Source organism: Candidatus Uabimicrobium amorphum (assembly GCF_009002475.1).
GTDB lineage: Bacteria > Planctomycetota > Uabimicrobiia > Uabimicrobiales > Uabimicrobiaceae > Uabimicrobium > Uabimicrobium amorphum.
In genome coordinates, this window is the sequence record NZ_AP019860.1 from 7,920,770 (window position 1) to 7,945,621 (window position 24,852).

Consider the following 24,852-nt stretch of genomic DNA (forward strand, 5'->3'; position numbering starts at 1 on the left):
GTCGCTATTTTTTATCCTGTAAAAAATCGCAAAGACCTCGTAAGGCAAGCAAATAAGAATGTGCTCCAAACCCTTCAATGCGTCCAATACACACCGCAGCACAGTACGAATGATGACGAAAAGACTCCCTAGCATGCGTATTTGACAAATGTACCTCAACAACGGGAAGCGTTATACTTGCAATAGCATCACGTATTGCCACAGAGGTATGCGTATATGCCGCAGGGTTTATGATAATCCCATCGTAATGATTCGCAGCATCATGTATCGTATCAATCATTTCCCCTTCATGATTTGACTGAAAAAAACTGACCTTACATTCAAGTTCTTGCGCTAATATCGTTATTTTGCCATTGATCTCTTCTAGAGAAAGACAACCATAAACATCGGTTTCGCGCACCCCTAACATATTTAAGTTAGGGCCATGAACTACGTATATTTTATACATTGCTGTACTTTGCTATTAATTTTTCTATTGTTTTGCGAACGATATTTAAATCAATGTCATCCACAACCTGGACTTTACCGATTTGCAAAGGAACAATAAAACGAATTTCATCTCCCTTACGTTTTTTATCGTACTTCATTGCCGTAGTTATGTCATCGGCGACGAGATGATCAAATGTGAGATTTGCAATGATATGTCGAAAAGCATCCTCTACTCTTTTTACCGTGTCGTTAGAACAGACTCCTAGCTCGTGCCCCACATTTGCTGACACAATACAACCAAAGGCAACAGCTTCTCCATGTAAGTAGGAAGTGTAGTTGGTGACAGACTCAATGGCGTGTGCTGTGGTATGCCCTAAATTCAACCACATTCGTTTGCCAACATCACGCTCGTCGTCGCGTACAATTTTCATCTTTAGACGTACTGATTGTGCAACAATGTCGGGCATTTGGGTAAAACCATTTGCCAAAGACTTCTGTGTAAGCACAAATAGTTCTTCGCTGGCAATTACACCCATTTTCATCGCTTCCGCCATACCAGAGCGCAGTTCTCTTTCTGGCAAAGAATGCAAAACTTTGGTATGGACAACAACGGCTTTGGGTTGGCAAAAGCTACCGATGAGATTTTTCGCCTTACAGGCGTTTACCGCCGTTTTACCTCCTACGGAAGCATCCACTTGGGCAAGAAGAGTTGTTGGAATTTGAATAAAAGGAACACCACGCATATAGATTGAGGCAAAAAAGCCAGCTAAATCCCCCACGGCTCCTCCACCAAAAGAAACCACCTGAGCGTCACGATCAAAACCATTTTCTATCGCCCAAGTCGTTATTTTTTCAATTTCATGAAGATTTTTTGATTTTTCCGCATCGCATACTATGTATGTAGCACTGTGCTGCAAAATGGAAGGCAGCAGTCCTTTGTGATACTCAAATGCCTTGTTATCAGCAATCAACATTGTTTTCTTTGCGCTTAATAGCGAAAGTATTTGCTTGTCGTCAAAACTTTCACCGATAAAAATATTGTATTCCTTGACACTCTCTCCTGGAATCGAAACTGATATTGTTAGCATACTCACTTACTTTCAGGAATATTGATAACACAACGAAAACCAATATGCGTTTCTTGCACTTTTACCGGGAAATGACAACGGCGGGTATTTTTCAAAGCTAGTGCTGGTGTATTCCATGCCCCACCACGTACCACTTTTTCTTTACCTGCGGCAGGTCCTTGCGGATTCTTTGACGCAATATGACGATAATAATTTTTTTTGTACCAATCGCTACACCATTCCATCACATTACCTGCCATATCCATACATCCATACGGAGATTTTCCCTCGTTGTACATGGATACCGAAGTAGTTTGTTGCAAATTGGTCTGCGAAAAATTGGCGCGAAAAGATTGATCTACCTGCGGGGAAGCATTTCCCCATGGGTAGTGACGTTGCGGATATGGATTTTTTTGTGTTTGACTCTGATCTAAAAACAATCCTCCCTTGGCAGCTTTTTCCCACTGTGCTTCCGTTGGAAGAGTTTTTCCCGCCCAAGCAGCGTATTTCATGGCTTCTTGCCACGAAATGTTCACCACAGGTTCATCATCGCGTGTTTTCCATGGTACCTCAGGCATATATCCGCGCCATTTTAACCAACCATATTTCGCTTTCAAGTACTCCTTAAACTGTCGCCATGTCACAGGATATTTATCAATAAAATATGAACTAAGATATATCTTATTTTGAGGCTGCTCATCCATTTTGGCGTACACCTCTTTTGCCCCCATTAAAAAATAGCCACGCGGTACAAAACACAATTCGCTATTGTCTTTGTCGTTGACATATCCTTCGGGAAGTTTGGCAACGCCAGCGGGTAAAATAATCTTTGGCGCCGTTTTTTTGGTATTTGTAGGGGTAGAAGTCCCCAACATTTGCTGTATCTCTTTCACAAGCTCTATTGCTGTGCAGCGCTTTTCTGGTTGTGGGTGCAGCATTTTTTTCACCAGATGCCCAATCTTTTCTTGGAGATTTTTTGGTAATGAAATTACTTTATCTCCAGGAATGTACTGCGATGTCACTAAAAACACGAGCGTCTTTCCCAGACTATACATATCGCACTTATCTGTTGCATATCCTTTATTTTTTTGTTCTACAGAAGTATATGCTTCCACTTCAGCAACTTTTTCACGAATGATATGTTTCTTTGGTAAGTTTTTCCATTTCGCAGCGATCTGCAACCATTGTGGAGCAACACTAAAGTAGTTACAACACGTATCGGTTATTTTTACTTGGCCACTTTTGGCGGAATACAAAATGGAAGTAGGACGTATATTCCCATGAGCTTTGCCATTGGTATGTAAACAGTGCAAACCTTGGCTTACTTGCATGATAATTCGCAAGGCTTCTTTTGTTTCTAGAGGTTTGTCTTTACGAACTCCGAGAATATGTTCACGTAAATTGTGCCCTTCGAAAAACTCGTTGACAATGTAAAGTTGATCTCCCCAATGGATATCATGTATGCGAACAAACCGCGCATGCTCCATCTCGCGAATATCATGTAAACCACTCGCCACATCTTTGCCACCCGGTTTTTTCCAAAATAACCGCACGACCACATCTTGTTTTTCCACTTGGTCAAAACACCAAATAGCAATTCCGATACTTCCCACACCGAGAATGTGTTTAAAAGAGAAACGCTTATAGTCGTACAACTTTTCGATACGCGATTCTGTAATCATTTTGCGCAAGTGTTTTTCTGCCGAGGCAATATCACCCATGTTAAGCAGTGTATAGAGATAATTGCGACATACAACGCTGTATTTTTCCGAACTTAACTTGTCATTCAACGCCATTTTAAAATATTTTGCTGCTTCGCGTGGTTGTTCTAAGGCGTTGAGAATAACGCCAATGTCATTCGCGACCATTGACTGCTGCTTACTTTTTTGCAGTTTAGAGGTATGACTTTCGGCTTTCTTAATCTTATTTTGAAATTGTGTCAGATTGTCGCGAATAAAAAAGTGACGAAAACTAACACGATGGCCTACGACTTTAATGGCTGGCGCAATAAGATCTTTCACCCTTTTGACTTCGGACTTAATCACTGCCGTATCTTTTAGTGCCGGTGCTTTATTTTCGTTTTTCTTTTCCGCTTGAGGAGTAGTATTTACCTCATTTCGTTGCGTAGAAGACTTTTTCACTTTGGGTGGCGAAGTAGAATCAGACTTCTCAGATGTAGAATTTTCTTTAACAATAACCTCTTCACTGGTGTTGTCATCATTTTGAATACAATCCACATCTGTTTTCCAAATTTTCACCCCTTCGCGAAAAGACGCACTAATCACAACTTCTGAAGTTTCTGAGTCTACTGAGGTTTCCGGAGTTACCACCTGAGGTTTCCGCTGAGCATTTGATTTTTTTTCTAACACAATCACATCGCGCTTATCATCAATGACAATCACGTCGTTATTGACAACCGGTGACTTTTTCTCCACTTTTTCTTTTGTCACTTTCGGTTTTGTATCTATCTTAGTTATTTTCTTACTTACCGGTGACGTTTTTACTTTTTTACTGAGCCGTACTCTGTCTGTTTGGGTGATTTTTTTGGATTTTGTATCGCTTTTTTTTACAAGTTCTACTTTTTTGGTGATTGTTTTACTCTTTCCAGAATCACTTACAGGATAGCTAGTACGAGCGGTAATTGTATTGACTCGTTCCGTAAGACTTCGCTCGGAAGTTTGCACAGTGCGCGTACCACTACTGGCAACGTTAGGGAAAATTTGCAGTGACTCCAAAACCTTTAGAGGTTTTCTATTGGCCAACAAAAACTGATTCATTCTTTCGTAAGCGCTTTCATATTTTTCAATTTCGTTGGCCATTTTGCGCAGTTGTACATTTGAAGAACTATTCATCAGCGGCGTCAAGTCTTGCTGAATATATTGCGATTTGCGTGCCACAAATTCAATGCGCTTTTCCATCCCTTTGTAATCAAAAAAATCCTTGGGAAATTCAAAAAATTTGTTGCTAAACCATGCGCGGCGAAAATGAAAATTGGCGAGTTTTGCCAATAGATTGTTTTGGCGGATAAACGCTATTCCTAAATCGTCCTGGGAACATTGTAAGATGGAAGCGACCCCTTTGGTAAAACTACGCGGTAACTTCGCGATCGTCTTTCCTTCGCAAATTTCGTAAAAAACAGTAACAATAGTATCAAGAGATAGTTTTTCAGTGCGAATAAGTCTATCGATGTTGTTGTTTTCTAACATTTTATTGCATACCGAAAGCGCTTCTTGTTTTAAAGTGGAATAGTCGACGTCAATGATGATGGGGAATGAGCTAAAAATTTCTTGAACATAACTTTTTTCATCTTTTACATGGCCGAGTTTTTGATTTAGCGCAACTTGTATACTTTTAAAGGATGCCGTAATGGCTTGTTTAAAACAACTGTGGATGTATTGCTCTTTTATACGGTGTCGCTTAAATAAGCTGTGCAAATCACCGCTACCAAAAATTGGATCTTGGGAAGCGAAAACGGCTATTCTTGCGACCATATCACAACAAGATTTGAAAAACTTAATAGATCCAGACATGAATTGTTTGACTACCTCCCGATTTTAATACCGTAGAGAAAACAAACGGTATGAGTCTTACTCTACATGCGAATTTTTTACAAATTCGCATGTGTCTTATATTTTAACGCTGATCCCAGGCTTTTTGAAACTTCTGTAGTTTCTTCTTTGAAACACCGCCTAACGCTTCAATAGCGCTAACGATACGTACACGACTTAGGTCTTTTCCTAAAAATGCCATAGAAGAAAATAGAGGTGGTGCCACTTTTTTACCGGAGATTGCCACGAAAAGAGGTTGTGTTGCTTGACGTAGTTTCCATTCAAAAAACTCAGCCACTTCTTTAATTTTTTCTTCAATAACTTCTGCATTCCAAAAAGGTGTTTCTTCTATAGCAAATAATAGTGTTTGCAAGAATTGAAGGGTCTCTTTATCGTCTTTCTTTTTTGGAATGAGATCTTCAGGATTTAACTCAACTTCTCTCGCCCACAAAAAGCTACACAGAGGAATAAAATCTCCTAGAGTATCCATTCTTTCCTGTACGCATGCAATAATTTCTGTAAAAAATTCGCTATTTAATCGCCACTCGTTCAAACGCTGCTGCAAAACATCTGATTTCAGATCTTCGCGAATATACTTCCCGCTTAGCCACTTTAACTTGACCAAGTCAAAAGTGGAGCCACCTAAACTCACGCGTTCTATATCGAAATCTTCGGCCATTTGTTCCATGTTGAACTTTTCTTCGCCATTTGGCCGCGAATATCCCATAAGTCCCAAATAGTTGAGTAGTGATTCCGGCAAGTAACCTGCATCGCGGTAATAAAAAATAGAAGTGGGATTTCTTCTCTTCGAGAGCTTAGAACCATCGGCGTTTAACAACAGTGGCATGTGGATAAACTCAGGCTGTTCCCACCCAAATAATTTATACAGAAGTACGTGTTTTGGTGTGGAAGAAATCCATTCCTCTCCGCGGATAACATGCGATATTTTCATCAGATGATCATCCACGACATTCGCAAGGTGGTACGTAGGAAATCCATCCGATTTTAGCAGTACTTGATCGTCGATTTCTTTATAATTGTATGTGATGCGTCCACGCAAGCGATCTTCAAAAACGCATTTTCCACTTCGCGGCACTTTTAAGCGTACCGTAAATGGTTCTCCGTTATTGACTTTTTGCGCCACAATATTTTCAGAAATGTGACGACATTTACCGTCGTATTTGGGAGATAAACCTCTTGCCATCTGGTCGGCACGCATTTTTGCCAATCTATCAGGTGTACAAAAACAACGATAGGCTCCGCCTTTTTGTACCAGCTTCTCTGCATGCTGTTGGTAAGTCTCGGTTCTCTCGCTTTGACGATAAGGACCATAATCTCCGCCAACATCTGGTCCCTCATCCCATAAAAGACCTACCCATTTTAGAGCATCAAAAATATTTTTTTCGTATTCGGGATGCGAACGCGTTTGATCAGTATCTTCTATACGCAAAATAAACTTCCCACTATTTTGCATGGCGAAAACTTTGTTAAATAACGCAATATAAGCAGTTCCCACATGGGGAGCGCCTGTAGGGGAAGGGGCTATTCGTACCCGTACATGTGACATATTTACATCCTTTGATCTAGGCAAATCGGGGCTATTTTTTTCACAAATTTACAGCCGCCCCTTAGCAAAATGTTTTTCAAGATGAATTGATAGTATGCGTTTATTTTAACAATATTTTTATATATCCGCAAAAAAATGTTCAATTTAGTTTTTTTATAGCTATAATTAAGTGTAATCCAACACTAAATGAAAAAGTGTCGTATGACACATTATACTAGGTTTTTTGAACCAGTAGCATGTCATGCTACTAACTAACATTGCCGATTTATTTTGGGTGAAGATGAAATACCCCTTATTTTTTAATGTTTCTATTCCTGCAAATACCAAATATTTGTCGAGCATCCGCAATTTTTGGATGGACAACGGTTGTAAAGCAGGGGTATGTAATGAAATAATGCATGACTTTGCTCTTGTATTAGAAGAGCATGGAACAAACATTATACGCTACGGTTATTGCGGTAAACAAGGAAATATAAAGTACTCTTTTAAAATAAGAAAAACCTTCGTTGAGGTCATCGTCCGTGACCGCGGATGCCCTTTTTGTGAAGAAATACTTCATACCGCGAAAATGCCTGACTTTACAAAAACAACAGAAGTAGGGAAAATGGGAATTCCGTTAATCAAAGAATTAATGGACGAATTTTCATACGCACGTACAACGCACGGTACCAACATATGGAAACTAAAAAAATTTACAGAAAGATGAGTTATGACCATCGAAGAGAAAGATTTAAGCGAACATACGCGCCTTGTAAAACTACAAGGTAGTTTAGATTTTGAATCTGCCAAAGTGGTGAAACCTAAGTTTGTAGAAATTGCTGACCTAGAAAATATCAAACTACTCGTTGTCGATATGGAGGACGTTGATTTTTTAGCTAGCGAAGGACTAGCAAGCTTTCTTCTTGCCATTATGCGTATGGAGAAAAAAGATGGTCAAGTTTGGCTGGTAAAAACGCAACCTCAAGTTATGCGAGTATTTAAGTTGACCAGAGTCGAAAATCGTTTTCGCTTTTTTGATTCTCTTGAAGAAGTTCACAACAACCTTCCTTAGGAAATCGCAATGGATGCTAATAATAATATTAACCATACACAAACGCTAAAAAATGCCATAGAAAAGCTAAAGTCTCTGCAACAAGGAGAACTTCCGACATCGACATATCTCGATAATTTTAATTCATGGCTAACCAATCGCGTCGACGATTGGGAAAAAAACTTTTTGCGTATCGGTTTAGTAGGGATTACCTCGGCAGGTAAATCTACTTTTATCAATGCTCTCGCAGGAGAAGATATACTCCCTAGAGGGGCACAACCGACTTCAGGTATATTAGTTGTGTGCCGCAAGTCCGAAGAACGCAAACTAAAAGTACTCTTCGGCGACAAAAATGAATACAACTTTGAAAACGAAGAATGCAATTCTTTGTGGGTAAAACGCTACGGAGACGAAGCCGAAAATCCCAACAACGAACAAAATGTGCAAGAAATGCACTTATACCTACCAAACCTAATGATACCACCAAAGTACGATCTTATCGACTCTCCAGGGCTTGATGCCTTTGGTTTACAAGGACATGAAGAGCTTACACTACGCACTCTCATTCCACTAGTGGACGTGGTGTTGTTTCTCACAACAACAAAATCAACCAGTGATAAGGAAAATTTGAAAGCACTGGCGAAAATCTGTCGCGAATCTAAACCAACTATTGTGGTACAAACTCACAAGGACGCAGTGGAAGCGCGTTATGGCAAAGGTGGAAAAATCATTGAATCCACCGAGGAAGTTTTGGAAAAGCATCAAAACCGCGTAAAAAACTTACTACATCAAACGATAGGTCTTGGAAACGCTCATATTATCCAGGTGTCGTCTATCGATGCACTTAACTTACGTTTAAAGTCGCCAGATGTAGACCCTTCCACCGAAGAAGCATGGCATTCGAGTGGTTTCGGGGAAGTAACAGGCGTTCTTGAACGTTTACATGACAAGGTCTCGCAACAAATAGCCGGCAAGCGCTTACAGCTTCTTCTCAACGAAATTCAAAAACTCGCTGACCGTGTAAAAATGGATTACTTCAGTGCCCGAGGGAAAGAAAAAGAAGCGTCGTACTTTCGCGAACAAGAAAAAGAGCGTTTAAATCACCTACAAAATGCGATTCCCGTTGAAACAGACGATGCATTTCCCAACTTGGTACAGTTACAACAAGACATATACAAAGTTAAAGACGATTTTCTCGCATTTATCGAAGAGTCAGAAGATGTACAGCTCGACGGTTTGGCAACAAAAGTGCGCGATAAAATTAAAAATGTGGAAAACGTTTTCTTTAAACAAGCAGACGGCATTGAAGAACGTTTACAGAAAATTGCCGTTGAGCTATCGGTTGACTTGCAAGCTGCCCGTCCCGAAGATGCACAATCCATTCCCGACATGCCGCAGTTAAAACGCTACGAAAAAGTTGTACGCGTTGATGTATTAGAAGAAGCTGGGGTAAGTTCCAAGATGAAAAGATGGATGGGAAAGCTCTTCAAAAAAGACGACTGGGGATACACCGAACGCGAAGTAACAGAAACCTTTGTTGACCGTGAAGCGCTAAAAGAAGACCTACTCGATTACCACAATGTCTACCTCATTACCCTCAACGGTTACCTAAAAAGTTGGAGTCAAAACTGGTTTCAAAATGTGGGAACTATCCTTACCGTGCTGGCGCAGAAAAAAGACGAGCTCAACACAAGTGCTGTTGACCACGATCCTGAACCGTATCGCATCCTACTCAATCAGTTGCGTACCGTTCGCGACTGGTTAGAATCAGAGTTAAAGCAAACAGGAAAACAGCATACGATGGGATTTAGTGCGTTAAAATACAAAAAGCGTCGCCAAACACTACAGATGGCAACGACAAGAACCATGCATTACGCCAAACTTGCCCTACCCATCTTGCAAGCATGCCGTACACTCATTTTCAATCACAAAACATATCGTTTTTGGCATGTATGCAACGAAGTGTGCCCTGAAAAAGAAGAGCACAAGGTTTTGATCTCGACACCGTTTTCGCAAGAAATGATGAATTACCTAACCATTATCGGAGATTTAACTTTAGAAGAAAGTGAGTTATACTCCGGTATCGTTGTTTATGGTTGTAGTCTACCCGTGGCGACATCTCTTCCGATTAAGCACGTCTCTAGCGACAGCAAAGATCTTCGCGAAAACTGGTTTTTACAAAAAACCAAAGTAATTGTTGTTCACGACAGAATTTTCGAGTCCCCCGAGGCAAAAGAGACATTTGCAAAAATTGTTGATCAGGTGGACATTATATGGCGCGCTGTTGACTTCCACCAAATCGGGCATGAATGCACACGTCTCGATAAACTCCCGGTAAAAGATATTTTAGAGAGCAACAAACAAAAAATTGCCTACATTGGTTTCGGAGCAGGTCGTCTCCTCAAAGGGGGACAATTTATCGATGCTCATAAGTCCTATCAACGACTAAAAAAAGCACCAGGCTATGGTTTGCGTCCTTTTGTTCTTGGCGATGGCGAAGAATTATTGACATCGCTGTTGTGGCTAGCGAATAGTTTAGGAGACAAAGACTCGGTAAGCGATGAACTAAAAGCACTGGAAATATTGACGAGAACACAACCACGTGTTATTAGTGGTCGTGAAGGTTTTATCCGTAGTTTTTTCAAAGAAGTAAAACAATTTTCTAGCGAACAAAAATCACTCGAAAATTTATCATTATAAAACTTACAGAAAGGTCTAATAATGGCGGAGAATGATATTCAAAAAAGAGAAGCTGAATACGCTGGCTTTGTAGATCAAGGAACGCGGGCCGTTTTAGAGGAAGCTGTACAAAAAATAGTAGAAACTTTTGCGCAAACAGATGCTCTAGAAGATATACTGAGTTATCTAGAAGAAATGCGCGAGAATGCTTCGCGAACTGATGAGAGAATCAAAGAAATTCAACAACGCGAAAAACAAATTAATGATCGCATTACTGTTTCCGAAACTTCTATCCGCAACTTGTTGCAACGTATACAAGAAATGGAAGTGCAAATATCGAAAGCCACTGAGCAAATGGAACAGTTTGTGGGATATTTGGTGAGCATTGCCAAGTTTTTCGAACAACCACCTCTGAAGCGTATGTTTGGACGTTTGGAAGTAGAGGGAGAGGGAGAAGAAGAACAGGCAGGAGAGGAACCTGCGGAACCATCAGAGAATGAAGAACAAAAATAATATATAAAAGCTCTGCTATAGAGCTTTTATATATTAAATATCTACTACTTACCTGCTTTTGCCCAAAAAGTTGAAATTCCAGGATCACCAAAAAGGTGATAAACTTCGAAGTAATATTTAGTTAAGAAAGAATTTGCTTCTTGAACAGCCATATTACCTGTTAGCATCATTCCCGAGTTGGTGAATTCTTTCAATTTTTGGAAACTATAGTCGTAAGCACCTGTTCCGGTATCAGAGCGTAGCGGCGGCAATCCTTTTTCGATATTGCTAGTTATACTTGTATAACCAACACCCCACCACAAGTCTTCATCCCAAAAAGTAAAACTAGATGCTCCTACAAAAGCAACAGCTCCCTTATCTTTTGCACGAACCATAGCTTCTGCAAAACAAGCATCCGTGTCAAATGCACCTGTCAAACAACAGTTGGCAATAACTACTGGATACATGGAAAAGTTTGCAAGATTTTTAATATCTGAGTTTTTCATCTCTGGATCGACAAAACCGTCTTCAACACCGTGTGCTGTGTAGTTGAAAACCCCTACACCACGATCAAAAGCATTCTTAATCGCTGCCACATTTTGCTGTGATCCTGTAGATAAAAATGTACTATCTTTTACGTTTTTATAACCACCTTTTGCCGTTAAGTAGTACTTTAAAGCATAACGCAGATGAGGAACACCTCTTTTTTGCGTAAAATGTGGGTCCCAACCAGCAACCATCAAGATTCTATTTAAGTATTCATTATCGAGAGTTTGTGCGTTTTCGTAAACGATGGTCTTGTCAATTTGTGGCTCTAAGTCGTTAATTGTTTTTGCAGAGAATCTTCCCGCCAGAACATCGGGAATAAAATCTTCTCCCTTAAGCAGACTATAGTATAAGTCTGTGATGAATGCTCCTTGGGTTGCTTTCCAAGCAGGGATCTGCTCATTGTCACCTACTAACAACAAAAAGCTAGGAATAATTCCGTCACTTGGATTGTCATATTCTTTTTGGATAAAGCTTTTGATTTGTTCTGGTGTTTTTCCAACTTTATCGGTATACGCTGTAACAACTGTGTATCCCATTTTCTCTTTATGAGAAATAAATCTTTGTAAAGAGTTTTTGAACATTGGATCGGAAACAATCACGTATTTTAACGGAGCTCTATCACGGCTAAAACGCGCCATTTTTTTGCTAGTCAAAACGCGTGTTGTCAAAACATCAAAAGAACGCGAAGAGTATTTTTGCTTGAATGCACTCACTTTGTTCATGTCTAGTTTGTTATAAGTTAACTTTACAACAATGTTGTTGTAGAACTTAATCTTATTGTCCGCTGGACTGTAGTTTGCAAGTTGCATTTGTAGCAAAATAATTCTGTAGTTATGCATAATGCCTACTTCTTTAACGCGAAGTGGACTAGTTTTCGAATACTTAGTTGCATATGCTACGGGATTAAATTTATACTCAGACTCTTCATCCTGTTTACAAACGGAAGGTTGATAAGGAGAAATGGGGGAATGTATTCCGATTGCCGCCAAATCGAATTCACGCTCAACAGAAGACTCAATTTTAGCTGTTACCTCACAACCGTAAGGAACTTCTACCAAACGACTGGCAACTGGTAACTTTGGTGTTCCTTCTTGATTCGTGTTAAAACAACCTGGCACATACAAACGGGTGAACTTTCCCTTTGCTGTTTCTACTTCTTCGGTAAAAACAGACTTGATGTGAAACCGAATTGTTGTAGAACCTATTTCAGAAGACATATCTTCGCTAACAATTTTCGTGTTTGTTTCTTCTGTAGTTCTACTTAAAAATATTTCATCTGCAAAAAGAGCAGAAATGAAAGGTACTAAAAGTAAAATTAAATATTTTTTCATGAAAAACTTGGCCAATTTCTCCCAGTAACTCCAGGGAAATCGCCACCTCCAACATAAAACCTCCCTATGTGGATATCAACAAACTCCGAAGAGCTCACTGATAGGTATATACACAGAGTGTGTATCTTAATAAAGCCACAACACAAAATTTTGTGGTTACTTTGTGGTAAAATACCAACAAAATAATTGTCAAGTTTTGTAGTTGTAGACTGTATAATATAACTAGAAACAACAAAATATGCAACGATTTTTTCAACAACACGTAGTGGGAGAGAGGCATGAAAATATTTATTTTCACACTATTTTGCATGTGCATAGTAAGCGCACAAGATTTATTTTATGTGGGGGAGATAGATCAATACACCGAGCATAAACTATCAACAGACGCGAAAGGTAAAACGTTTACCTGTCATGGCAAGATAGAAAAACAAGGTAAATTTTGCTACTTCACAACTTATGCATACAAAAAAAATCTGTTCACCACCAAAAGGTATTATGTAACCAATGACGTGGCTATAAAATCCTCTTGGGTGAAAATTACCGCAAAGTACACAAAGATTGAAGATATGCGTGTGGAAATTGAAGTACAAAAATGTGAGGATCTAAACCAGGAAAAATGGAAAAAAGTATGCAAACTCAGCCAAGTTTTTTTCCATAAAAATTTTGCGGCATTTGATTTAAACCTATTCAAAAAAACACAGCGTTTTGCACGAGCCATGCAACACTTAAAAAAGAAAGATTTAAACACATCACCTTACATAAAAGACAACGCACCGAAAATTTCTTTTGTCGACCATCAGCAACAAATCATGGCGATATACTGTGGCAAAAGCATTTTATACAAATCGATGATTCGTGGTGATTTCTTGAGCTATCACGTAGTATATGATCTAAAAAACGAAAAGATTTTACGTGTATGCGCAACAAACACCGGTTATTTTTTAGAGTAGTTGGAATGGAAAATTTAAAACGTGCATTGTATGCGTTACTTTGGCCCGCAGCATGCGCTGCTATTGCTTTTTTTGCTATTTTTATCGACATCAATAACAATCTTTTTGATTGGGAACCTAGATTTCATTGGCAAGACATACTATGTTTATTGGGTAGCATAATAACGTTAGTCGTACTGTTCTTTTACACAAAAAAGCTCACAACGACAATACCACTGTACTTGGCGATGTTCGCAAGTATTGCACTTTTGATGTTTGCCTTCTATCTTTTTGTCAGCGAAGGCAGCGTATCTTCGGGATCTTTCATCAATATCTTAAATAGATCTACGGAAAGCCCGTGGTGGTACAAAGCCATGCGTTCTTTCATACTAGCAACCCCGATTTTTCTATGGTTCAGGGCCTTACACCACTACCAAATAGTCTCCGAACAGTAATGATTGTATTTTTGCTTCATAATAAACGGAGCACACGATGAGTCTCATAGTTTTGGATAAATATGGCAAAGACCTAACTGTTCGTATAGCAATTAGGTCTTGCTCACAAGTGTGTCGATCTAGACGTTACGAAGTTTTAAGGAACTACCAAATTTTTTTAGATGTATACGTCTGAAGTTCTAATGTGTCGCTTACTTCGTAGTTGAATAGCTTTTTCGAAAGTTCTTGTGGATTGTTACGCAACCATTTCTGAATCTCTTCCTCGGAGATGTCTCTACGTATGCTCATATTCGCCATTTCTCCAAGTACATGAGAAGAGAACCCCATCATCGCCAATTTTCCCTCATATGTGAAAAATAACTTATCTCCGTTTTTATTAAACGTAAGTCTTGTGGTACGCTTTTCGCTATTCAGCATTTCATAAACCATCTTTGCTGTTTGTATATTCCAAACTTCTATTCGCCCATCGTTCGGCAAAACAAGAAATTGATTACTGGGGTGAATTACGGTATAAGACACATCGCGATCAATGACACACAAACGTTTTTGTATGATGGTGTTCCAAACATGAATTTTATTGTCCATACTTTTATACGCAAGTATAGAACCATCGTTGCTAAAGTTAGCTTGACCATTGTGCTTCCAAAATTGATCGTGAATCACAAATAATTTCTCTTGTGTTGACATATCCCATACAACAATTTTATTGGTCATAGTTTTTGCCGCAACCATATTACCTGAAGCGCTTAACACCACATCTTTTAAATTGTCTGTGTATTCAATATCCTTGAATTGTTGTTTTTCAAGATCCCACACCACAATACGATTACTGTCGCTCCCAATATAAGCGAAAAAATTCCCATATTGAGAAAAACTAAAAGTGGTTGCACGTATGTGCTTGGCAATATCGGTCTTTTTACTTGTACCTATTTCATAAGAAACAATATCTCCACCATCAAACATGTAAAACTTGGACGATGTAGGAATTGCTCCGTAGTGTATGGATCGATCTGTTACTTTACGAACAAACGCTTGTTTTTTTAAATCATAAAGATGGGTACCATATTTTACCGGTGGAATCACTAGTGCATCATCGTCGGGCATGACAAAAAAATTGTGAACTTTCTCTTGGTAATGTTTTCTTTTGTCAAGAGAAGTATCCCACAGCTCTATCAAGCGACGATCCTTTTGTGTGGCAAGGTAGCGTCCTCCCAAAGTAGCGCGTTCGTAATGGTAACGATCGATGGTATAAACCTCCCTATTTTTAACAAGATTCCAAACGAAAACTTCACCTGCGGAAACCACCAGATTACCGTCAAGTAGAGATAATGAGTGAATATCTTGGAATTTTTTATCAATGGTATAAAGAAGCTTACTTTCCGGAATACCCCACACTTTTATTTCCCCATTCGCATTCGCCGAAATTAACCGCTGTGCGCTATTATCAAAAAGTATATGTTTCACTCCTGTCGAGTGTTTAAACGTATGAGTAATTTTTTTGGCTTTTGTGTCCCACACTTGTATATCGTCTTTTCTAAAATACCCAACGGCAACTCTGTTTTTCTTCATGGCCAAATAACTACTGCGATCTAACACCGGATATTCTTCATACGTTTTTGTATGGCGATCATAAACACAAAATCCTACCCGTTGATTCCTTTTCTCGTAAATAACAAAGGAAAAAGCTATTTTATTGCCGTCAACGACTATATCTCGGGGAAAATACCCATTGAAATCGAGCCACTCTTCTTTGACGAATTCTTTTTTCGAAATACTCCAATGTCGAATAACGCATTTTTCTTTTTCAAGATTCTTTTCTTTTGGCATAAAAACAAATGTATCGTTATCCAAAAAGTATGCAGGAAATTCACTATTGCACTTCTCGAAGCAAACTAGTTTTTTTCCTGTTTTTACATCCCAAAGTATGGCTCTTCCCAAAAAGCCAATACTGGCCAATACCTTTTCATCAGCAGAAAAAATAAAGCGCTCAATTATAGATTTATGAGGTAAGATATCTGTCTTTGGTCCATTTTCTTTCAAACGCCACTTATTTACATAATAAGTAGAAAAGACAACTTCTTTACCATTGGGGGCAAGAGCCACAGATTTGATGGATTTACAGGTATCCTCGAAGGTGTAGAGTTTTTTACCCGTGTAAGCGTCAAATGCATGCGGTTGCATTTGGTGTGCCGAGATAATCATTTTGCTATCCTCGGAAAAACAACCAAGACGACGCGATTGGTACGTATGAGTTTTACCGTGGCGCCGATACCTAAAGCGATCTTTGAAACATAGATTCAATTTTTGTTGCGAAATATCCCACACATGCAAAGAACCATCTGCGATGGCCGCCATTAGTTTTCCGTCAGGGCTAAATATCACACACGCCCCACGATAAAACTCTAGCGATGAATCACCCACAATCAATTTTTGATTACGCCAATCCCAAATCTTAATCTCGGTTTTTGATACGGTAGCTAACAACTTTCCTTGCGGGTGAAAAGCAACACAAAACGTTTTTTCACTGTGGCCCCCCCACGACTTCACCAATTTTTGTTGTTCTACATTCCATAGCTTTACATTACCAGAGGAAGAAATACTGCTGAGTATTTTAGATTGTGGGTGAAATGAAAGCGTGTGAATTTGCTGTTTGTGGGCTTTCCATTTTTTTATACTACCCTCCTCATTATTACGTACGCTTATATTGCCGAGAGCATCTGCCGCGACAAACCATTTACCATCTCGGCTAAAAGCAATGGAGTTTATATGCGTAGTATGTGGCATAGTATCTTCTATATGCTCACCGGTTTCAGAATTATATACAGAAACAAGGTGTCGATCATGGTCAATACCATAAAGAGTTTTTCCATCAGGACTATAGATCACTTTACTAAGACCGCGATGTATATCACCAGCCGTCCATAAACGCCTGTAGTTATGCGAAGAACGCTGTAGCCACTTCGTACCTTCTTGTCGCGCCTTTTCAATTTTTTTGCCTGTGAGCCCTTGTAAAAAAGTCAAACTATTCGCAGAAAGTGCACCACAATCTCTCCATAGTCCTTTCTTCGCAAACCTTTTCCCTTGGGCTAAAGAAATTTTGGCTAAGAGTAGTTTGGCTTCTGTTGCTTGATGTTGCGCTTTTTGCTTCGCCTCTTCTTCTTGGTTTTTGGCGGCAATTGCGATTTCTTGTTCGTGGTATAAAGAATAAATATGCCACGAAATCAAACACAAGATAAACAAAACAAGACCAGACACCACAGAACACGCCAATTTATTGCGCATAAAAAATTTACGCACACGAATCATTGTAGAACTAGGTTTCGCCTTAATAGGGAGATTTTTGTTAAAGTTCCCCAAGTCTGTAGCAGCGTCTTCCGCACTTGCATAACGATAACGCGGAGACTTTTCCATGCATTTTAAACAGATTGCTTCGAGTTCGACGGGAATTTCCGAATTGAGGGTTCTCGGTTCCACAGGCTCTGTGTTGTTTACCTGAGCAAAAATGTTTTCCCCTTGAAAAGGAGGACGACCAGTAAGAATGTGATATAATGTGGCACCTAAAGAATACACATCGCTACGCCCAGTCACCTCAATACCTGCTGCTTGTTCAGGAGACATGTAGGCAAGAGAACCAACAATATTGCCCGAGCGTGTTACATAAGCACTGTTTGTTGTCATTTTCGCCAAACCAAAATCCATAATTTTAGGTTGGTGATAGCGATCGATCATGACATTACTCGGTTTTAAATCGCGATGGACAATTTCACGCTTGTGAATTTCGGCAACCGCCATAAATATTTGTTCAAATATCTTTGCGATTTGCGACCAATCGTTCTTACCTATGAGCGAGTCGATTGTTTCACCTTCGATATACTCCATTGCATAGTACTCAACAGGTGTATCGTCAAAAGAAATGAACTGCACAATGTTGGGGTGTTGTAACCTAGCCAAGGCTTTTATTTCTTGTAAAAACCTTTGTTTTTGACTAACGGAGGCTTGTTGATCGTTCAGAATCAATTTCAAGGCAACCTTGCGATCGGTTTGCATATCTCGGGCAAGATATATAACGCCCATTCCTCCCGCGCCTATTTTGGAAATAATTTCAAAATGAGACAACATATCACCAGGTTTCAGTGAGCGTTCTTCACTAGAGGTGCGAACATTTACACGTAGAGGATTTGTTTCAGGAATAGATTCAATCATCATAATATTTCTCCTAAAAAATTATTGTTTTGCAAACCTATCCCTGCGATTTTGGAAAAAGGGTACACTAAAAATTTTTTAAATTTTCAAAGTAGCTCATTTCTTGCTCTTGGCAATCTTCTCCCATGGCAAGTTGACAAATCTGATGCTTTAATTTCTCTTGAAAATCTTGCCATAAATTTTTATTGCGCTTACGCCACTGCTTTGCTGCATTTTTGTTATTCTCTTCATGATCACTGTTGATCGACAATATCGCAGCCAGTTCTCCGGGCTTAGGCCATTTTCCATGTTCCCAAATCCATTTCACAACATCGCGCTGTCTTCCTTTGTATCCTTCCAGAACACGAAGAGAAATAGTTTGCAAAATTTCAAACGACAAACTATCCCAATCCGAATCTTGCGATGCCTTAGGATCTTCGCTCAAATGTTCACAAAGAGGAACATCCTTTTGCTTTTTCATGTAATCACTGAGTGCATCTTTTACTAGACGCTTCAAGATAGCGCGAAAACTTACTCCGTCCTGTTTTTTAAAACTCCAGCGAAAACCTTTTTCGTAAACAACAGAAGCTATTTCCTCCGCCTTATATATATGATCCTTGCGCCACCCGGCTTTTTTCAAAATGTAGTTAATAATAGGTGTGTGGTAACGGTGATAGAATTTTCGCCAACATTCTTGGTATTGTTCGTGATCAGGAGCCCCAAGCCATTTGACATATTCAGAATGTGTAGAAACGTATTTTAGGTTTTGGTGCTTTTTTTCTAAAGACATAACGGAATTCCTTAAATACATTTATCTATACCTTGTGAAATTTTTGCAAAACCACCAAAGGCAATTTTGCAAAAACTTCACTGGTCGTGATTCTTCTTAAGAATTAATTGATAGAAAAAAGTGCCTCAAAACCTTCAAATTTCGGATGAGTCACATAAGCTTCGCGCGGCATTTTTGCTTTTTTGTGCGCCTTGACAAATTGTTCGGATTTCGTCCAATTTTCGAAATCTGCCTTTGATTGCCAAGTGGTATACGAAGAATACAAACGTACTCCATCGGTGACGTCACCGCGCAACAGATGAAATTGCAAAAACCCCGGGGTTTCCTTCAAATGAGAATCTCTTTCTCCCCACAATTTTTCAAAATCAGCGGCAAACTCTTCTCGAACTTGAAAACGGTTCATTCCAACATACATTTTTAGTTCCTTTCAATTTTGCGAATAGTTTTAAAATGCGACAACTAAAAATACTCTGTGAATTTAATTCTAACAAAACACATAAGAATAGGTATCACAAATATATTTTTCACCTATTATGAATAATTACCCATCTTCATTGTCTGTATCAATAGTATTTCGTAATAAAAGTATAGGTTTACACTGGGAGCCAGAAATGAAGTGGTATTTTTATATATTTTTATGGTGTTGTCATCTTCATGCTGATGGACAATTTCGCAAGATAAAGGTTTGTTTCACTAGCGACTACGACACCACAAAACCAATCACCGTAGACCAAGTTTTTCTCAATAAATATCCGCTACGTAACGGTGAAAAAATACGCATAGGAAAACACCGCATTGATGCGAAAAAACCAGGGTATAAAAGTATTAGCGAAAACATAGTCGTGCGCTTTTCCGATAAGCCATTTATTTATAAACGCAAACTGAGGTCCTCTCCCAGACAAGTGATCGCCAATATCCATGCCTCTTTTCCGCAAATGCGTATCCGTCCTGAAAAATTAACCCTAAATGGTAAACCTGTATTAGGACAATGTTTCAAGCCGGGCAAATACCGTCTGCAAATACAACGTCGCGGTTATATTCCCGTTGACAAAATAATCGAAATTCCACCCGCAGAACAGCCTTATACCATCTCATACATGTTAGATCCCAAAGATGTGATACTCGTATGGAACATTACCTATGATGTTCCTCCCGAAAGCAATAGTAAATACGTACTGCGCTTACAAAGAGACGTATGCTCCACCTACACCAACAATACCCAAAAAGTTTCTCCAGAAAACTACACGTATACCATTACCCAGCCAGGGTACCAAACAGTGAAAAAAAACTTATTGGTTATGCCACGTGAAACGCCTTATGTGATCCATCAACGTTTGATTGCGCAAAAAAGAAATGTTGTAGTAAATGTGGTAGATGAAAATGGTAGATTTGTGGTCATTGATATGATTAAATTTGACGGTTTTATGTTAGACAAAACGACATTAATAAAACCTGGTGTTTACGAAATGGCGATTGAGAAAGTTGGCTATGCGCCTATTGATAAGAAAGTGAAAGTCTTGGCTAGTGACAAAGATTTTGTTATCTATGAAGAACTACAGCTTTGCTCGCAGTAAAATGGTACTCTCAAACATACCTAAGAGTACCATATAGAAAACGACTCGCCCACAATTTTCACTGCCAATACGTTGTACTTTCCGCTCCCAGAATATTCGCCCGCCACCATTCTTCTGCGAGTACTTGGTTCCACTCCCTGGCATAACCCAATTTTTCTAAACCAACATAAACATCCTTGACCGACGCGGGTCTATTCTCGGGTTCTTTCTCCAAACAGCGCATAACAAGATCGTCTAGCTCCTCGGGAAAATCCTCTATAAATTCGCAAATTCTCTTTGGTTCACTTGAGGCATGTGCCAAAACTGTTGCCAGTATATTGTCTTTAAAAAAGACAAAGCGGCCGGTAAAAATCCAATATGCAACACATCCAAGTAAATAAATATCGGTGCGTGCGTCGATGTCACCTTTCTCGCGATGGATCATCTCCGGAGCGATAAATGTCGGTGTACCGTTAATGACGTTTTCCTGAGTAATTTTTTGCGAATCCCAATCTCGCTTCACCATACCGAAATCCAAAACTTTCACAAAGTCGTATTCGCAACCTCTACGTGACAAAAATATGTTTCCTGGTTTTATGTCACGGTGTACTAAGCCTTTGTTATGCGCTTCCATTAACGACTTACAAATTTGTTGGAGTACATAGACACCACGTGCGATGGGAAAGTGTCCATATTTATCGACAAAGTCGTCCAAATCAAGCCCCTTGAGAAGCTCCATTGCGTAGTAAAAGTCACCCGAATTTGTTATGCCAAAGTCGTATATTTGTACAGTATGTGGCGAATCGAGTTTGGCGATCGCTTCGGCCTCCCGTTCAAAGCGCACCACGGCATCTTCTGAGGTTTCATTTACATCTGGACGCACTAATTTTACCGCTGCAGGACGCGCGAGCATTTGGTGTTCGGCGTGCCAAACTTCTCCCATTCCACCACTAGCTAGTTTATCGATTAGCTTATAACGACCAACATTTTTCGCGTCCAAAACTTCCTTACGCAACGAATAAATCACATAAGAACCGGAACAGGAAATTATGGCACCAAAGAGAAAATAGGTCACCGTCCATAGGTTGACCAAATCGAGAGAATTGTGCGAAAAATTTACCCATATTGCGGTAACAAAATATCCACTGGCCGTGACAGCGACAAACACTAATGTACGTCGCCAATTGTTGGGTAAAAATAGTCCATACACCACAATAATATTCACTAAGCCCGAACACAAATACACTTGATTCAATGTTACCGCAGCAAAATCCCCTTTATTGCCCATCGCAATAATCACCGAAAAATATTTTGCAATAAGCAATAGTACCATCGAACCAAACACAAATACCTCCATCATCCGCAAAAAGCGCAGAGAAAATGGACGTATCATCAACACTCCCGTACTCACCGCCAGGAGACACAGAGTAACCAACTGTTGCCCCATCGGCTGGTCCTGAGCATAAAGACCACGTATGTAAAAAATAGCCACACCAAAAAACATGACAAACGAAACGGCCTTAAGTCTTTTTTGTAATAAATCTTTATCTAGAATCGAATTATTGACAGGTGTTGTTGTTTGAAACTTGACGTCTTTGTTGCACTTGTATTCACACTCTACAGTTTCTATCATCTTGAGCTCCTAAGGTTGACAGGCGAGAATAGTTATAGAGGATAATATCGCACATTTCTAGATAATATCAAGTGTTATGTATCCGAATGTAATATTTAAACCTACGAAATAAAATGATTTGCGTTGCGATCTAATTATATTCATCTCTAGACAAGCTATTTGTTTGTAATACCATCAATCCATCGCCGCAATTCCCTTACCGCTCCCCCTAACTCAATGGCTTTTTCCCAATCTTTAATTGCCAAAGCATATTTTTTTTGTCCTTTGTATATTTTGCCACGATCAACATACAACTGCACAAATTTAGGGTAGAATTCTATAAATTTGCTGAGAAACTTGAGCTTGAAATCGTCGTTATTTTCCAGGTACATCGCTTTGTTGTAAGTCTCTTCCTCTAAACTCAAACGTTTTTGCATAGGATCCTTTTTCTTTTTAATGCTATGGAACACATTCTCGCGAAATTGGCGCATTTTTTGTACGTATTTGAGAGTCTCTCTAATGTTTTTGGCGTTTTCACGTTGCATAATCGGCACGTTGATAAAATCACGAAGTGCGAGGTCGTATTTTTGTTGTTTGCGATAGATGTAACCTCTTGCGCTGTATGCTTTTTCCATATAGGGACGTTTTTTGAGTACTTTTGTTAAATACTCAAGCATTGCTTCATAGTATACCGCATCACACTTTTCCACTTCGGGTATATAGCATGTATATTTATCGATCTCTAAAACACGACTCCAGTCTTCAATCGCCGCAAGGACTCTGTTTTGTTTATGGTATCTCTTGGCTCTGTCTAAATATGCACGTGCAGAACGCGGTTGTAACTCAATAAATTTTGTCAGGTATTTGATGGCGAGGTCATCCCCTACCAAAAATATGTAGAAACTGTATTTTCCATCTATCTCCGCTGCTTTAATCCAATCATCGATAGCTAACTCATATTTTCTCTGCCAACAATATATGTTCCCTCGCTCTAGATATGCTTTAGAATACGCTTGTATTTCGAGAAGTTTTGTGATGTATTCTATTTTGAAATCATTGCTTACCAAGGAGGACAAACGTATATATTGCCCCTCAGTTTTAACAGCAGTAACCCAATCTTCGATCGCCAAGTCGTATTTTTTTTGCCGGTAATATACATCACCTCTCTCCATATACCCTTTCGAAAATTTACGATCGACATGAACGGCATTGCTAAAATCGGCAATCGCCGCCGTGTATTTCTTCTGCTTCGCGTATATTTTGCCTCGTCGATAATAACCATCTGCTTGCGCGTCCATATGTAGTGCAGTGGATAAGTCTTTAAGTGCTTCCTCATGGAGTCGCTTTTTTTCGTAAATCTTTGCTCTTTCGCTGTAGATATAGAAGTTGTTGATCCCCAGTTTTATGGCTGTCGTAAAATCGCGTAATGCATTTTTTTCCTTTGCCTGTATCTTGCTATACAATATCGCTCTTTGATAATAAAAAATTGCCTTGTTAGGCGCAAGCCGTATCGCATTACTGAAGTCATTGAGTGCATTCATCTCTTTTCCCTTAAGTTGACTATACACTAGACCCCTGCGGTAGTATGCTTGGGAGTTTTGGCGATCAAACTGAATCGTTTTCGTTAAATCGTGGAGGGCCAATCTGCTATTTTTTTGTGATACATACAACAGTGCTCTTTGGTAATACGCTTGAGGATTTTTGCGGTCAAGTACTATGGCCTGTGAAAAGCTTTGTACAGCCAACTTTTCTTTACCAAGCATTGCTTGATATACAAGACCGCGTTGGTAATACACAGCGGCTTGTCGTTCATTGTACTCAATAGCACTTGCCAATTCTTTAAGTGCTAAACCATACTGATGTTTTTGCATATAGGATTTTGCATTGTTGCAGTGATTTATTACACGTTGTGTTTTTATATACTTCCAAAGATGGGTACCCACAAAAATTACCGCAAATATTAAAATGATGCGCATGGTGATATTTTTTTCCGTTTTTTTTGCTCTTTTTTCCTTCAACTCACGCCATCGCTCGCGAGAAGGAATGTATTTTTTTTGCGGTGTTTGTGTGTGAGCTAGAGTTTTTGGGAGAGTACTTTTCCTGGCAATAGATTCTTTATCGATGACCTTATGCAACATTTCATAGATTTTCTGTGTCGCAGCAATTCGTTGCCTCTCACTTTCTATATGTTGCATAACAAAAAAATAACGATTTTGTACCACAAAAAAATTTCGTGGTTTTATAGGTCTTTCCATTCCCATAATCAGATAATAATCATACTCTATCTGCTCACTAATTTTTGTATCGTAGTCACCCATACACTCTTGGATAGTAACGAGTTCATCCGATTTTGTGTCTTGACATAAGTAAATTTTACCGAACTCATAGTGATGATCCATTTTGACAATGGCATATCTATTGTTTAAAAGTTGCATGCGCATTCTTCCTGACAAATAAGTAACTCAGGTAAACAAAAGTAGTTTACCCGAGTTATCATAGAGCATTTTTCAGTACATTGCAAAAAACTTCAGCAACTTTTTCTCTCTTGAGATATATAGACTTTACAGGGGAAAACAGAAATTATATTTATATCGCTAAAACAGGCTATTCATCTTAAATCATAGCCCCATATTGTTATT

At 39.2% G+C, this 24,852-nt stretch carries 17 protein-coding genes; 7 read left to right on the plus strand and 10 right to left on the minus strand.

The window, feature by feature from the left end:
• Positions 1–4: 4 nt before the first annotated feature.
• The 4 genes from aroQ to gltX all read right to left on the minus strand — a co-directional run bounded on the left by aroQ (position 5) and on the right by gltX (position 6,611).
• Positions 5–448 (minus strand): type II 3-dehydroquinate dehydratase, encoded by a 444-nt coding sequence (gene aroQ, locus UABAM_RS27750; protein WP_151971248.1) that lies wholly within the window; start codon positions 446–448, stop codon positions 5–7.
• A complete protein-coding gene (gene aroB, locus UABAM_RS27755) occupies positions 441–1,517 on the minus strand; it encodes a 3-dehydroquinate synthase (RefSeq protein WP_151971249.1) in 1,077 nt (358 codons plus the stop codon). Before aroB ends, aroQ begins: the two co-directional genes overlap by 8 nt.
• Positions 1,518–1,519: 2 nt before the next feature.
• Positions 1,520–5,026, minus strand: coding sequence for an SUMF1/EgtB/PvdO family nonheme iron enzyme (locus tag UABAM_RS27760; RefSeq protein ID WP_151971250.1), 3,507 nt, complete (start codon positions 5,024–5,026; stop codon positions 1,520–1,522).
• 103 nt (positions 5,027–5,129) lie between these two features.
• The gene (gene gltX, locus UABAM_RS27765; RefSeq protein ID WP_151971251.1) at positions 5,130–6,611 is read right to left on the minus strand and encodes a glutamate--tRNA ligase; all 1,482 of its coding nucleotides are present in this window, start codon (positions 6,609–6,611) and stop codon (positions 5,130–5,132) included.
• 241 nt (positions 6,612–6,852) lie between these two features.
• On the opposite strand from gltX, the gene UABAM_RS27770 reads away from it, so the two are divergent.
• From UABAM_RS27770 to UABAM_RS27785, 4 genes are read left to right on the plus strand one after another with little or no spacing between them, the layout of a single operon-like run.
• The gene (locus UABAM_RS27770) at positions 6,853–7,317 is read left to right on the plus strand and encodes an ATP-binding protein (RefSeq protein ID WP_151971252.1); all 465 of its coding nucleotides are present in this window, start codon (positions 6,853–6,855) and stop codon (positions 7,315–7,317) included.
• A 3-nt stretch (positions 7,318–7,320) separates the two neighbouring features.
• On the plus strand, positions 7,321–7,662 hold the full coding sequence (locus UABAM_RS27775) for an STAS domain-containing protein (protein ID WP_151971253.1): 342 nt from the start codon (positions 7,321–7,323) through the stop codon (positions 7,660–7,662).
• Between the two features lie 9 nt (positions 7,663–7,671).
• A complete protein-coding gene (locus UABAM_RS27780; protein WP_151971254.1) occupies positions 7,672–10,341 on the plus strand; it encodes a dynamin family protein in 2,670 nt (889 codons plus the stop codon).
• Positions 10,342–10,362: 21 nt separating this feature from the next.
• A complete protein-coding gene (locus UABAM_RS27785; protein ID WP_151971255.1) occupies positions 10,363–10,833 on the plus strand; it encodes a hypothetical protein in 471 nt (156 codons plus the stop codon).
• A 44-nt stretch (positions 10,834–10,877) separates the two neighbouring features.
• On the opposite strand, the gene UABAM_RS27790 is transcribed toward UABAM_RS27785, so the two are convergent.
• Positions 10,878–12,692: a C25 family cysteine peptidase gene (locus UABAM_RS27790; protein ID WP_151971256.1), complete on the minus strand. Its 1,815-nt coding sequence runs from the start codon at positions 12,690–12,692 to the stop codon at positions 10,878–10,880.
• Positions 12,693–12,970: 278 nt separating this feature from the next.
• Between UABAM_RS27790 and UABAM_RS27795 the strand changes: the two genes are divergently transcribed.
• A complete protein-coding gene (locus UABAM_RS27795; protein WP_151971257.1) occupies positions 12,971–13,642 on the plus strand; it encodes a hypothetical protein in 672 nt (223 codons plus the stop codon).
• Between the two features lie 5 nt (positions 13,643–13,647).
• Entirely contained in the window at positions 13,648–14,076 is a 429-nt protein-coding gene (locus UABAM_RS27800) for a hypothetical protein (protein ID WP_151971258.1), read from the plus strand.
• 144 nt (positions 14,077–14,220) lie between these two features.
• Here UABAM_RS27800 and UABAM_RS27805 read toward each other — a convergent pair whose 3' ends face one another.
• The 3 genes from UABAM_RS27805 to UABAM_RS27815 form a co-directional block, all read right to left on the minus strand.
• Positions 14,221–18,282, minus strand: a complete 4,062-nt coding sequence (locus UABAM_RS27805; RefSeq protein WP_151971259.1) for a protein kinase domain-containing protein — start codon at positions 18,280–18,282, stop codon at positions 14,221–14,223.
• Between the two features lie 64 nt (positions 18,283–18,346).
• A complete protein-coding gene (locus UABAM_RS27810; protein ID WP_151971260.1) occupies positions 18,347–19,048 on the minus strand; it encodes a sigma-70 RNA polymerase sigma factor region 4 domain-containing protein in 702 nt (233 codons plus the stop codon).
• A gap of 103 nt (positions 19,049–19,151) precedes the next feature.
• Positions 19,152–19,463, minus strand: a complete 312-nt coding sequence (locus tag UABAM_RS27815; protein WP_151971261.1) for an antibiotic biosynthesis monooxygenase family protein — start codon at positions 19,461–19,463, stop codon at positions 19,152–19,154.
• A 196-nt stretch (positions 19,464–19,659) separates the two neighbouring features.
• On the opposite strand from UABAM_RS27815, the gene UABAM_RS27820 reads away from it, so the two are divergent.
• Positions 19,660–20,622 carry a hypothetical protein gene (locus UABAM_RS27820; protein WP_151971262.1) on the plus strand — a complete coding sequence of 321 codons (963 nt, stop codon included), beginning with the start codon at positions 19,660–19,662 and terminating at the stop codon, positions 20,620–20,622.
• A gap of 58 nt (positions 20,623–20,680) precedes the next feature.
• Here UABAM_RS27820 and UABAM_RS27825 read toward each other — a convergent pair whose 3' ends face one another.
• Positions 20,681–22,234 carry a serine/threonine protein kinase gene (locus UABAM_RS27825; RefSeq protein WP_151971263.1) on the minus strand — a complete coding sequence of 518 codons (1,554 nt, stop codon included), beginning with the start codon at positions 22,232–22,234 and terminating at the stop codon, positions 20,681–20,683.
• Positions 22,235–22,389: 155 nt separating this feature from the next.
• Entirely contained in the window at positions 22,390–24,648 is a 2,259-nt protein-coding gene (locus tag UABAM_RS27830) for a tetratricopeptide repeat protein (protein ID WP_173013618.1), read from the minus strand.
• Positions 24,649–24,852: the final 204 nt, after the last annotated feature.